Genomic DNA, 12,273 nt, shown 5'->3' with positions numbered 1-12,273 from the left:
ACTCCCCGGATATCGAGGGCGGCGAGGGGAGTACGGCATGGGGAGTACGGGATGACCGACGGTGCATCCGGCACGGCGACGCGCCGGCGGCGTGACGCGCGACGCAACCGCGAGCTGCTCGTCGAGGCCGCGCGCGAGGTGTTCAGGGAGCAGGGCCTCATGGCGCCGCTCGACGCCGTCGCCCGTCGCGCGGGTGTGGGCAACGCGACGCTGTACCGGCACTTCCCGCGCCGCGCCGATCTCGTCGACGCGGTCTTCCGGGACCAGTTGAGCGACACGATGGCCGCCGGTGAGCGGGCCCGCACGGTCGCGGACGCGTGGGCGGGGCTGACCGGATATCTGGAGGTCGTCTTCACGGTGCTGGCCACGGACCGCGGTACGAACGACCTGATGACGACGAGCCTGGAAGGTGTGGCGGCCCTGGAAGCCGTTCATGCGCACAACCGTCGGACCCTGGAGGAACTGCTGAGGCGCGGGCAGACGCAGGGGTCCGTGCGGCCCGATGTCACCGTGCAGGACGTCCTGTTCGCGCTCGCCGCGCTCGGCCGCGCCGTCCCCGCGCTGGCCGACGCGGTCGCCCCCGACGCCTGGCGCCGACCGCTCGCCCTGCTTCTCGACGGCCTGCGCCCCGCGTCGCCGGAGGCGACGCTTCCGTCCCCAGCTCCGACACCCGGTCAACTCGACGCGACACTGGCGAAGTTGTGAACGGCGGCAGGCCCGGCGCGGTGCGCGCCGGGCCTGCCGGACCGTGAAGTTGTTGCCGTCCGACGGCGCGCGACTGGCGGAACATGCATGCGCGCCACCGGACGGAGACTGGGGACGCCCCATGGAGGGGCGATCTGGACGGGGACCGAAGAAACCCCCAACGGGGAGACCCCGTCAGGGGATTGGCTGGGACCGCGGCGGCTGTCGTACGACGGTTTCCCGCCCGCTCTCCCTCAGGTCGAGAGAGGAGCGGCAAACCTTCACCACCGCACTGGCTCGTACGCTGCACAAGCCGCCGCGGTCCTCGTCCGCCCGCAGCCGTTTCGCGTGACCACCCCTCATCCGGGTCGTGCGAACGGCGCGGGGCCTTGCGTACGGATTGACCTCCCGGCATCCCGTACGCAGTCTGGTGGCTCAGTCCTCGCGCAGGGCGCGGACCGCCTCCTCCACGCGCTTGCCGTAGTCGGCGTCGGCGGCGTGGAAGTGGGCCAGGTTCTTCTCGACGATGTCGTCGCGCGAGACCTGGGAGAGACCGCCCGCGATGTTCGCGACCAGGCGTCCCTTCTCGTCCTCCGACATCAGGCGGTACAGCTCGCCCGCCTGGAAGAAGTCGTCGTCCTTCGTGTGGGCCGGGGCCTCGTGCGTACCCGTGTGGCCGTGGATGGCGAGCGGCGCGGCCAGCGGGCGGCCGGTCTCGACGGGGCCGTCGAAGGAGTTCGGCTCGTAGTTCTTGCGGGCGCGGTCGTAGGCGTTGCTGGCCATGGCGCCGTCGCGGCCGTAGTTGTTCGCGTCCGTCGCCTTGGGGGCGTTCACCGCGAGCTGCGTGTGGTTGACGCCCAGGCGGTAGCGGTGCGCGTCCGCGTAGGCGAACAGGCGGCCCTGCAGCATCTTGTCGGGGGAGGGGCCGATGCCCGGAACGAAGTTGTTCGGGGAGAAGGCGGCCTGCTCGACCTCGGCGAAGACGTTGTCGGGGTTGCGGTCGAGGACCAGACGGCCGACGCGCTGCAGCGGGTAGTCCTTGTGCGGCCACACCTTGGTGAGGTCGAACGGGTTGAAGCGGTAGTCCGCCGCCTCGGCCGCCGGCATCAGCTGGACGTACACGGTCCAGGACGGGTTGACGCCGCGCTCGATGGCCTGGAGCAGGTCCGTCTGGTGGGAGTTCGGGTCCTTGCCCGCGATCTCAGCGGCCTGGTCGGACGAGAGCGAGCGGATGCCCTGGTTCGTCTTGAAGTGGTACTTGACGAAGAAGGCCTCGCCCTTGTCGTTCGTCCACTGGTAGGTGTGCGAACCGTAGCCGTTCATGTGGCGGTACGACGCGGGGATGCCGCGGTCGCCCATCAGCCAGGTCACCTGGTGCGTGGCCTCGGGGGCGTGCGCCCAGAAGTCCCAGACGTTCTCCGGCTCCTGCTTGCCCGTGAACGGGTCGCGCTTTTGGGAGTGGATGAAGTCGGGGAACTTCAGCGGGTCCTTGATGAAGAAGACCGGGGTGTTGTTGCCGACGAGGTCGTAATTGCCCTCTTCGGTGTAGAACTTCAGCGCGAAGCCGCGCGGGTCGCGGACGGCGTCCGCGCCACCGAGGTTGTCGGCGACGGTCGAGAAGCGCAGGAAGACCTCGGTGCGCTTGCCGACGGTGTTCAGGAAGTCGGCGTACGTGTAGTCGGTGACGTCGTCCGTCACCTCGAAGTAGCCGTACGCGCCGGAGCCACGGGCGTGCACCACGCGCTCAGGGATGCGCTCGCGGTTGAAGCGGGCGAGCTTCTCCAGGAGGTGCTGGTCCTGGAGGAGGATCGGGCCGCCGACGCCTGCGGTGGCGGAGTTCTGGTTGTCGGCGACAGGGGCGCCGGACTCGGTGGTGAGCACACGCTTCGGCATTTGTTCGGGCGACCTTCCGTGCAATTGCTGCTGACGATGAGAGCGGTTAACGGGGGCGATGGTGTGGAGCGTAAGGACCCCTGAACAGCTACGTCAACAGTTTGTTGAAGTTATGGGTGTGCGAATCAAGGGTTCCGGGCCGCGGCGACGCCTGGGCGCGACAGGACAGGTGTCAGCGCCGCCACGGCCCGGAAGACTGGGGGTCGGTGCCTTACTTGGGCTGGTCGCCGGAGAGACGCTCGACCGCGCGCAGCAGCGCCGAGTGGTCGAGGCCGCCGTCGCCCTGGGCGCGCAGCGAGGCGACCAGCTGGGCGACCGTGGCGCCGACGGGCAGCGCGGCACCGACATTGCGGGCGGCGTCGGTGACGATGCCCATGTCCTTGTGGTGCAGGTCGATGCGGAAGCCCGGCTTGAAGTCGCGGTTGAGGAAGTTGTCCTTCTTGCGGGTCAGGACGGTCGAGCCGGCCAGACCGCCGTTGAGGACGTCGAGCGCGGCCTTCAGGTCCACGCCGGACTTCTCCAGGAAGACCACGGCCTCGGCGCACGCCTGGATGTTCACGGCGACGATCAGCTGGTTGGCGGCCTTCACGGTCTGGCCCGAGCCGTGCGGACCGCACAGCACGATGGTCTTGCCGAGCGCGTCGAGCAGCGGCTTGGCCTCGTCGAACTCGGCCTGCTCACCGCCGACCATGATGGACAGAACGGCCTCGATCGCACCGGCCTCGCCACCGGAGACGGGGGCGTCGAGGACGCGGATGCCCTTGTCCTTGGCGGCCTTCGCGAGGTCCACGGAGGTCTGCGGGGTGATCGACGACATGTCGACGAGCAGGGCGCCCGACTTCGCGTTCTCGAGGATGCCGTCGGGGCCGTAGGCGATGGCCTCGACCTGCGGGGAGGCCGGCACCATCGTCACGACGACGTCGGCGTCCTTGACGGCCTCGGCGATCGACTTCACGGCGGTGCCGCCGGCGGCCGTGAGGCGGTCCAGCTTGTCCTGCTCCAGGGTGAAGCCCGTGACGTCGTAGCCGGCCTTGATCAGGTTCTCCGACATGGGGGAGCCCATGATGCCGAGACCGATCCACGCGACCTTGGGGAGGTTGTTGCTCATGAGGGTTGCTCCAAATGCCTTGATACGTAGATGAGTTGGCGTCAGCCGAAGAATCAGGCGGCGCGGTGCTCGCGCGGCAGCCACTCGAAGGCCTCGGCGCTCGGGGCGTCGCCCGGCTTGTACTCCAGGCCCACGTAGCCCTCGTAACCGGCCTTCTTCAGCTGGTCGAGCAGCTCCTCCAGCGGCAGCGAACCGGTGCCGGGGGCGCCGCGGCCCGGGTTGTCGGCGATCTGCACGTGCGCCGTCTTGTCGGTGTAGGCGCTGATGATCGCCGTCAGGTCCTCGCCGTTCATGGACAGGTGGTACAGGTCCATCAGGAACTTGGCGTTGCCGAGGCCGGTCGCCGCGTTCACCTTGTCCACGATCTCGATCGCCTTGGGGGCGCTCACGATCGGGCACTTCGGCGACTCCGGCGCGTTCAGCGCCTCGATCAGCAGCACGGCGCCGACGCGGTCGGCCGCGCGGGCCGCCAGCTTCAGGTTCTCCAGGGCGAGCTCGTCCTGCTCCTGCTCGGAGGCGCCGTCGACGCGGTTGCCGTACAGCGCGTTGAGCGCCGTGCAGCCGAGGGACTGGGCGAAGTCGGCCGCGACGTCGATGTTCGCGCGGAACTTCTCGCTCTCCTCGCCGGGGATCGACAGGGCGCCCCGGTCCGGGCCCGGCAGCTGGCCCGCGTAGAAGTTCAGGCCGGTGAGCTGGACCCCCGCGTCCTTGATCGCGGCGCGCAGCGCGTCGAGCTCGGACTGCTCGGGGGTGGGGGCGTCGACCCAGGGCCACCACAGCTCGACCGCGGTGAAGCCCGCCGCGGCGGCGGCCGCGGGGCGCTCCAGGAGCGGGAGCTCCGTGAAGAGGATCGACAGGTTGACGTTGAAGCGCTGGTCCGCGAATCCCATGGGGGTCGGCGCTCCCTTCTGGTCGATGTTCCGCATCCGGTGGCGTGTTTCCGGTGATTCCGTATTGCGGAAGTTCGTTTCTGCTTGATGGAAGGTTGCCTGGAGGGGCTCGTGGCTGTCAAGAGGGGACGTCGAAATTCGCCGCGCCCAGGTTTCTGTTCGGGTCTCGAGAAACCGCTGGACGGCGCGTGTGTGACCTTGGTCTTCGGGGAAGGTGAACGCCCGTTGCCGGTCACGGGAGTTGGGGGAGATGGGCGGATCCCGGTCAGTGCCGACGAACGGACTCTCGCCGGTCTACGACGAGACGGGGGCCGCGTCGGCGCGGTTCTTGCGCTGGCTCGTCGAACAGACCGGTGCGGGCGGGGCGAGCCGGGTGGCCAGCGCCGATTTCGCCGTGCACGAGCGGTGCAGCGTGGATCTGGTCGCCGATGTCGTGGAGCGCCTGGGTGCGCTCGGCTGGCTCGCCGAGCACAACGACTCGGGCGCCGACCCGCCGCTCGTCAGCCCCACCGCCGCGGGACTCGCCGAGGCCGCCGTCTGGGACGAGGCCTACGCCGACCGGGAGGCCAGGCGCCGCTACGCGAAGGCGGCCCTGTTCGCGTACTGGGACCGGGCCGGGCAGCACCGCAGCGGCGAGGAGTCCAACCCCGAGGAGTTCCTGTGGGCCAGCGAGGCCTTCTACTGCGGCCGCCAACTCCTCCTGGAGGACCTGGAGTACGCCAGGAACCACCTGGAACTGCCCGCGCCCGTCCACGTCGGCCCGGCGGAGCAGGGCGAGGGCGTGGTGATCTCGTACGAGCAGCTGGCCCAGCTCGTCCAGAGCTCCCTGCCCGAACCGTCCGAGACCGACAGTGAGCTGCGGCAGGTGCGCGCGCTCGCGGACGAGCTGACCGACACCATCGACCGCGGCGGCCGCCCCGACGAGGGCCTGGTGCGGCGCTTCATGGAACGGGTCCCCGGCGTGCTGCAGAGCGAGAGCGCATCGGTGGGCAAGGAGGTGGTGGTCGGATTCCTGGCCGACTTCGTGCGACAGACCCTGAGGCTGCCATGACCGATCACGGGGGCGTGACGACCGGGGCCGAGGACCAGATACCGGAGGTGTACGCGCGCCAGCCGCTCCTGAGCCGGCTGGTGCCGCGCCTCATCGGTCTGGAACGCGACAGCCATCGCAGGTGCCGCCACCGGGAGTTCACCGAGGACCTGCCCGTCGTCCTGCTCAGCGGCCGGCACGGCACCGGCAAGAGCGCCATGCTCAACGACCTCCAGCGCGCCTACGCCCCGGACACCGGCCCCTGGCCGGGACCGCGCGTGCCCTTCGCCCGCATCAACTGCACGGAGCTGGAGGAACGGGCCAGGGTCGGCCCCGAGATCGCCAACAACTCGTACGTGGTCGAGATGCTGGTCGAACTGGTCCGCCAGCTCTCGCTCCCCGTCGCCGGGTTCGGACGCCTGCGCTTCCCCAGGACCACCGCGGGACTGCTCGCCGTGATCTCGGCCCGGCGCCCCGGCATCGACGACGAACTCGACGTCGCCGACCGGCACGCCGCCGCCCTGATGGGCCCCTGGCCGACCGGCGATCCCCCGCCCACCTGGGACGCGCTGTTCCGCCCCGCGCTGTCCGTGCCGCAGGGCGGCGGCTCGCCCGATCCGGCCGAGTTCCCCGAGGCGGCCGTGCGCACGTACCTCGCCAGGCAGTACCGCCGCCGCACCCGCAGGCTCGGCCCCCGCGGCCTCGTCAGCTGGTACGAGAACCACCGCAGCGAGAGCGACAACCGGCTGCGCGGAATGCCGCCCGACGCCGCCACCGAGCCGCCCCGCGTACCCGCCGCCCAGCGCGCGAAGGCCGTGGCCCGGCTCTGCCAGGAGTTCCACCAGGGCCGGGGCTTTCGGCGCGGCGTCGAACGCATGCTGATGGCCGCCTTCCTCAGGGACGTGCGCTACGGAAGGCTGCGGCGCGGGAACCGGGCCCCCAGGCCCCTGATCCTGCTCGACAACGTCCACACCGACACCGGCCGCGACTTCCTCGAACTCCTCCTGGAACAGCGCGCACTTCAGGAGCGCGGCGCCCGCGACCCGCTCGTCGTCCTCGCCACCGAACTGCGCGGCGACGCCGGCGCCGCCATCGACAACGACGCGACACCGGAGGAGGAGCAGGAGACCGCCCCGTACCCGCGGGCCACCCGCCAGCCCCTGCAGGAGGTCGGCGCGCGCACCCGGTGGAGCCGCGACAGCGAGGAGCCGTCCGAAGGGGTGCTGCTCCTGCCGCTGCCGCCGCTCGACACGGAGCACCTGGAACGCATGCTGCGCAGCGACGAGCGGGTCACCTTCGACCCGTACATCGCGGCGGCGCTGCACGACCTCACCCGCGGCCACCCCATGGGGGCCCGTAGACTGTGCGACGCGGTCGTGCACAAGGCGCGCGGCGAGGAGTGGGTGGCCGCCGAGGAACTGCTCGACCTGGACCGGCCCGGCGGCGCCGGTGAGTCGGTCGTCTGGGGGCTGCTCGACACCCTCGTCGGCAGCGAGAACCACGACGAGCTGTGCCTGTTCTCGCTGGCCCGGGACCGGGAGGCGGCCGAACAGCTGGCCGACCGGTGGGTGCCGCGGCGGATCGACGACCTGGCCGCGGCCGACGGCGTCGCCGCCCAGCTGGAGCGGGAGCGCTGGTCGCGCGGCCCCGGCAGCCGGCCGTTCATCACGGACCGTTTCCTGCGCGCCCTGCTCGTCCACCAGATGCGCAGCGGACGTGGCGCGGGCGGCGTCGGCTGGGGCGACGCGCACGGGCTGCTCGCGCAGCACCACGGGCGCCGGGCCGAGGGCCGCACGGGGCGGGCCGGGCGCGACGAGTGGGCCCGCTTCCTGTGGCACCGGCTCGCCGGGGGAGGGGCCCGGGAGGTCGTCGACCGGCTGCACGCGGAGTTCGTACGGTCCGACGGCGACGCGCTGGAGTGGCTGCGCACGCTGCGGACCGTGGCGCACGCGCCGCGGCCCCCCGGCGACCTCTGGTTCGAGCAGTGCCAGGAGATCGGCAAGGGGCGCAGGGACCACGTGCAGCTCCGGGCGGACCCCGAGGTGGGACTGGAGAAACAGGCGATCCACCGGCTGCTGCACGCCCTCTGGTACGCGGCCGACGAGCTCGCGGAGGCGGACCGGGTGCTCACCGCGCGGATCGGTCAGGACCTGTCGTTCCTGTCCGCCCAGCACCTGACCGGGCGCGCCGTCCTCGCGCAGGCCGCGGTGCGCTGGCCGCGGGCCGTGCGGGACGGCGAGGACTGGCCGCTGGAGCGCAGCTGGGGAGGGGTGGCATGAGGGGCCGGCGGACGGACCGCAGGAACTGGTCCTGGCTGCCGCGAAGGCTCCGGTTCCGCGTCTTCGGCCTGATCGACGTGATCGCCCTGTGGGTGGTCGTCGCGGCGCTGGTCGGGGGCGGGGCGTGGTGGGGCGTCGGGACGTATCTGGACAACCGGAACTACTGCTCCGCGGACCACGACCTGCGGCGGGCGGGGGACGCCGGGGAGTGCGTCGGCGTCACCGCGCGGCCGTACGAGTTCGAGCCGGAGCTGAAGGGCGTCCTGGACCGCATCGCGCGCGAGAACGGGCGGGCGCGGGCGGGCGCGCCGCAACGGCAGGTGGTGAGCGTGGGCGTCGTCATGCCGTACACCGAGAAGACGCGGGGCGCGGCGATGTCCAAGGAGCTGATCCTGCACGCGCTGCAGGGCGCGTACGTCGCGCAGTACGAGCACAACCACGGTTCGACGACCAGAGGCAGCGCGGTCCAGCTCCTCTTCGCCAACGTGGGCGAGTACCTCGGCCACTGGCCGGACGTGACCAGGGAACTGAGCGCCCGGACCGACGACAGGGACGCTCCCCTCGTCGCCACCATCGGCTTCCCCAACAGCGACAGCAGGACCCTGGCCTCTGTGCGGAGCCTGGAGAAGGCCAGGGTTCCGGCCGTCAGCGCCGCGCTGAGCGCCACCGACATGGAGAACCCGTACCTGTTCAAGGTGTCGCCCTCCAACGCCCAACTGGTCGACGCCCTGAAGGAGTACGCGAAAAGCAGTGACGTCAACCGCAGGAAGACGTTCATGATCGCGGACGACCGGGACGACAAGTACGTCTCCGACCTGCGCGAAGTCCTCCGGAAGAAGTTCGGCGCCGAGTACGGCATCACCGACGACCCGGTGCGGCGGACGGTCGAGATGTACCAGGGCAGAAAGGGGCCGGCGCGGGGCGACACACAGGACTTCAAGAAGTCGGTGGAGGCGATGTGCGGGGCCGGCACCAGGACGGTGTTCCTGGCCGGCCGCGACGCCGACCTGCAGCCCTTCGTGGAGGCCGTCGACGAGACGGGCTCCTGCCGGTACCGGCCCGACGACCCGCTGCGCATCCTGCGCGTCAGCACGGCCCGTGACCCGGTCACCGAGACCCGCACCATCCGCGAGACGACCCGTCGGCTGCACATCCGGATCGTGACGGCGGCCGCCGTGGACGCGCCCCGCTGGGAGCGTGGCGAGGGGCAGACGCCCCGGCACTTCGGACGGTTCGCGAGCGCGTACGAGCGCTCCTTCGCAGGCCAAGGGAAACGAGCCCTCAACGACGGGTACGCCGTGATGTACCACGACGCCCTCGCGGCGGTGAGCAACGCCGTCAAGCAGGCCGGCGCGAGCGGCGACCAAGAGGTGACCAACGACGACGTCCAGGACCAGCTGCGCAAGGGCAGCCCGCAGAACGACTGCGCACAATGCGTGCAGGCGGCGAGCGGGGACTTCACGTTCGTCGACGCCGACGAGGGCGACGCCGGGACCGGGGTCGGTCAGTGGCCCGTGTGCAAACCGGTACCCATCGTGACGTTCCCCGAGGGCGACGGGAGCAGAGTGCCGCTCTACCGGACCTACGAGAACCCGCACAGCAAGTGCCCCGCACCCTGATCCCGACGGTGGCTCCCGGTAACCGCCCGGCGCACGTTAGGTTGAACGCGTGCGATTGAGAGTGGAGTTCACGACGGAGCCCTTCGACCTGGAGGAAGCGCCCGAGCACGCGCTCGCCGCCCGCCGGGTCATCGAGGCGGCCGATCTCGACGAGGTGGACGTGGGGCCGTTCGGCAACACGGCGGAGGGTGGCGCCGACGAGGTGCTGACGGCGGTCGACGCCCTGCTGCGCAGCAGCCTCGAAAGCGGGGCGACGCGCATCTCGCTGCAGGTCAACGTGGTGGGGGACCCCAAGGGGAAGGGTGACGACGCGTGAACGACACCGGGGACGCCTTCATCACGGCGGTCAAGCCGCTGGTGGACGCGATGGGTGGGGAGCTGATGCCGCCGGACGGCGCGGGCCCCGACGACGTCGTGCTGGCGTGGCAGGGGGCCGATGTCGTGGCCGTGCGCCTGCCCCAGCTGGCGGACTCGCTCGACCACATTCTGGCGGCCCTGGAGCGCACCAAGGGGATGCCGCTGTCCGCTCTCGACCGCCGGCAGAAGCAGGAGGTCGTACGGCTCCTGGAGGCGCGCGGAGCGTTCTCCGTGCGCCACGGTGTGGAGACCGTGGCCGGCGCGCTGGGTGTTTCGCGCTTCACCGTCTACAACTATCTCAACCGGGACAAGACCTCCTGACCTGGGACGATACCGAGCCAGACGCACGCCTCCGCACCGCCGTCCGATATTCGGACGGCGGTTTTTTGTCACTCCGAGTTTTCAACAAAGTGTTGACGTGGTGTTTCCGGGGGCGTTAGCTATCTGCAGCCCGTCCAGCACAAGGCCACGGAGGCACCCCGTGACTTCAGGTTCGACGCCGGGTCTTTCCCGGTTCAACGCCTCGGACGAGAGCACGGCGCAGGCCGAGCTCCACGAGGTGTGTGCTTCATCGGCGTGGGGGAGCAAGATTCTCGCCCAGCGCCCCTTCGCTTCCGCAGAGACTCTCTTCACCGCCAGTGACGCCGCGATGGCCGAGCTGACCGCGGACGACCTCGCCGAGGCGATGGCGGGGCACCCGCCGATCGGCCGCCCGAAGCCCGGCGACCCGACGTCCTCGCGTGAGCAGCGCGGCATGGCGGGCGCCTCCGAGGAACTCAAGAAGGAGATGCTCGAGCTCAACCTGGCCTACCAGGACAAGTTCGGCCATGTCTTCCTCATCTGCGCCACCGGCGCCACCGGGGAGCAGATGCTCGATGCGCTCAGGACGCGGATCGGTCACACGGCCGAGCAGGAGCGGGAGATCGTCCGCACCGAACTCGGCAAGATCAACCGGATCCGCCTGACCCGCATCGTCGAAGCACCTTAAGAACAGGAAAGACGCCTGATGAGCACCGAGACCACGGCATCGGTGTCCACGCACATCTTGGACACCAGCATCGGACGCCCCGCCGAGGGCGTCGCCATCTCCCTTGCGGCGCGCGCCGGTTCGGGCGCGCAGTGGCAGGCGCTCGGCGGTTCGGCCACCGACGCGGACGGGCGCTGCAAGGACCTGCCGGCGCTGCCGGAAGGCACCACCCACGTACGTCTCGACTTCGAGACCGAGTCCTATTTCTCGGAGTCGCACAAGAATCAAGCCGATGCGCAGCAGGACGCCCCCGCGAATCGGGACAGCGACACGACCGGAGCGTTCTTCCCGGAGGTGGCGATCACGTTCGCCGTCACGCCGGGTGAGCACTACCACGTGCCGCTGCTGCTCAACCCGTTCGGCTACTCCGTTTACCGAGGGAGCTAGCAGACATGCCCACGATCCTGGGACACAACCAGTACGGCAAGGCCGAGAACCGAGTCGTAAAGATCACGCGGGACGGCGACACCCACCACATCAAGGATCTGAACGTCTCGGTCGCCCTCAGCGGTGACCTCGACGACGTCCACCTCACCGGCTCGAACGCCAACTGCCTGCCGACGGACACGACGAAGAACACCTGCTTCGCGTTCGCCAAGGAACACGGCATCGAGTCCGCGGAGAGTTACGGCATCGAGCTGGCCCGGCACTTCGTCGAGAGCCAGCCGTCGATCCACCGGGCGCGCATCCGCATCGAGGAGTACTCGTGGGAGCGCATCGCCGGCTCCGACGCGGGCTCCAAGTTCATCGGTGCCGACGAGGTCAAGCACTCCTTCGTCCGCAAGGGCCAGGAGACGCGCCTGGTGCAGGTCACCTATGACGGCGAGAAGTTCGAAGTCCTCAGCGGGCTCAAGGACTTGACCGTGATGAACACCACGAACTCCGAGTTCTGGGGCTACATCAAGGACAAGTACACGACGCTCAAGGAGGACTACGACCGCATCCTCGCGACGTCGCTCTCCACCTGGTGGCGGCACAGCTGGACGGGCGAGAACGACGAGCGCACGCCCAACTGGAACAAGTCGTACGAGCAGTCGAAGAAGCACATCCTCCAGGCCTTCGTCGAGACGTACTCGCTGTCGCTGCAGCAGACCCTCTTCCAGATGGGTTCGCGCGTCATCAACAACCGCAGCGAGATCGACGAGATCCGCTTCTCCGCGCCGAACAAGCACCACTTCCGGCAGGACCTGTCGGCCTTCGGCCTGGAGAACGAGGCGAAGGACGGTGCCGTGTACTGGGCCGCCGACCGCCCCTACGGCCTGATCGAGGCCACCATCCTGCGGGACGGCGCCGACCAGCGCATCCCGGTCGACATGACCAACCTCTGACGCTCCAGGCGTAGTTGACGCGGCAGCGCGCCCCTTCCCACCCGCAGTTGGCGGGGGC

Annotated in this window: 12 protein-coding genes; 9 read left to right on the top strand and 3 right to left on the bottom strand. The window is 70.1% G+C overall.

Features of this window, described 5'->3' with window-relative positions:
- The first annotated feature begins 51 nt into the window (after nucleotides 1-51).
- On the top strand, nucleotides 52-705 hold the full coding sequence (locus ACY34M_RS11075) for a TetR/AcrR family transcriptional regulator (protein ID WP_462719443.1): 654 nt from the start codon (nucleotides 52-54) through the stop codon (nucleotides 703-705).
- A gap of 414 nt (nucleotides 706-1,119) precedes the next feature.
- Here the strand turns inward: ACY34M_RS11075 and ACY34M_RS11070 are convergent, their stop codons facing one another.
- The 3 genes from ACY34M_RS11070 to ACY34M_RS11060 form a co-directional block, all read right to left on the bottom strand.
- On the bottom strand, nucleotides 1,120-2,577 hold the full coding sequence (locus tag ACY34M_RS11070) for a catalase (RefSeq protein ID WP_462719442.1): 1,458 nt from the start codon (nucleotides 2,575-2,577) through the stop codon (nucleotides 1,120-1,122).
- A 211-nt stretch (nucleotides 2,578-2,788) separates the two neighbouring features.
- Nucleotides 2,789-3,685 (bottom strand): 2-hydroxy-3-oxopropionate reductase, encoded by an 897-nt coding sequence (locus tag ACY34M_RS11065; protein ID WP_462719441.1) that lies wholly within the window; start codon nucleotides 3,683-3,685, stop codon nucleotides 2,789-2,791.
- A gap of 53 nt (nucleotides 3,686-3,738) precedes the next feature.
- Complete coding sequence (locus tag ACY34M_RS11060) at nucleotides 3,739-4,575, bottom strand: TIM barrel protein (RefSeq protein ID WP_462719440.1); 837 nt, start codon at nucleotides 4,573-4,575, stop codon at nucleotides 3,739-3,741.
- Between the two features lie 268 nt (nucleotides 4,576-4,843).
- Between ACY34M_RS11060 and ACY34M_RS11055 the strand changes: the two genes are divergently transcribed.
- From ACY34M_RS11055 to pucL, 8 genes are all read left to right on the top strand, one after another.
- Nucleotides 4,844-5,626 carry a hypothetical protein gene (locus ACY34M_RS11055; protein ID WP_462719439.1) on the top strand — a complete coding sequence of 261 codons (783 nt, stop codon included), beginning with the start codon at nucleotides 4,844-4,846 and terminating at the stop codon, nucleotides 5,624-5,626.
- The gene (locus ACY34M_RS11050) at nucleotides 5,623-7,884 is read left to right on the top strand and encodes a hypothetical protein (RefSeq protein WP_462719438.1); all 2,262 of its coding nucleotides are present in this window, start codon (nucleotides 5,623-5,625) and stop codon (nucleotides 7,882-7,884) included. The genes ACY34M_RS11055 and ACY34M_RS11050 overlap by 4 nt, the downstream gene beginning before the upstream one ends.
- Nucleotides 7,881-9,503: an ABC transporter substrate-binding protein gene (locus ACY34M_RS11045; protein WP_462719437.1), complete on the top strand. Its 1,623-nt coding sequence runs from the start codon at nucleotides 7,881-7,883 to the stop codon at nucleotides 9,501-9,503. Before ACY34M_RS11050 ends, ACY34M_RS11045 begins: the two co-directional genes overlap by 4 nt.
- A 49-nt stretch (nucleotides 9,504-9,552) precedes the next feature.
- Nucleotides 9,553-9,819 (top strand): hypothetical protein, encoded by a 267-nt coding sequence (locus ACY34M_RS11040; RefSeq protein WP_425828061.1) that lies wholly within the window; start codon nucleotides 9,553-9,555, stop codon nucleotides 9,817-9,819.
- 50 nt (nucleotides 9,820-9,869) lie between these two features.
- On the top strand, nucleotides 9,870-10,181 hold the full coding sequence (locus tag ACY34M_RS11035; RefSeq protein ID WP_462719474.1) for a helix-turn-helix domain-containing protein: 312 nt from the start codon (nucleotides 9,870-9,872) through the stop codon (nucleotides 10,179-10,181).
- A gap of 160 nt (nucleotides 10,182-10,341) precedes the next feature.
- Nucleotides 10,342-10,848, top strand: a complete 507-nt coding sequence (gene uraD / locus ACY34M_RS11030; RefSeq protein ID WP_462719436.1) for a 2-oxo-4-hydroxy-4-carboxy-5-ureidoimidazoline decarboxylase — start codon at nucleotides 10,342-10,344, stop codon at nucleotides 10,846-10,848.
- Nucleotides 10,849-10,866: 18 nt separating this feature from the next.
- Complete coding sequence (uraH, locus tag ACY34M_RS11025) at nucleotides 10,867-11,274, top strand: hydroxyisourate hydrolase (protein WP_462719435.1); 408 nt, start codon at nucleotides 10,867-10,869, stop codon at nucleotides 11,272-11,274.
- Between the two features lie 5 nt (nucleotides 11,275-11,279).
- Nucleotides 11,280-12,215: a factor-independent urate hydroxylase gene (gene pucL, locus ACY34M_RS11020; protein WP_462719434.1), complete on the top strand. Its 936-nt coding sequence runs from the start codon at nucleotides 11,280-11,282 to the stop codon at nucleotides 12,213-12,215.
- Nucleotides 12,216-12,273: the final 58 nt, after the last annotated feature.

The sequence above is a fragment of the Streptomyces sp. EDA2-14 genome (assembly GCF_054963755.1).
Note: the sequence above shows the minus strand (reverse complement) of the source record. Positions and strands in the feature narration are given on the sequence as shown.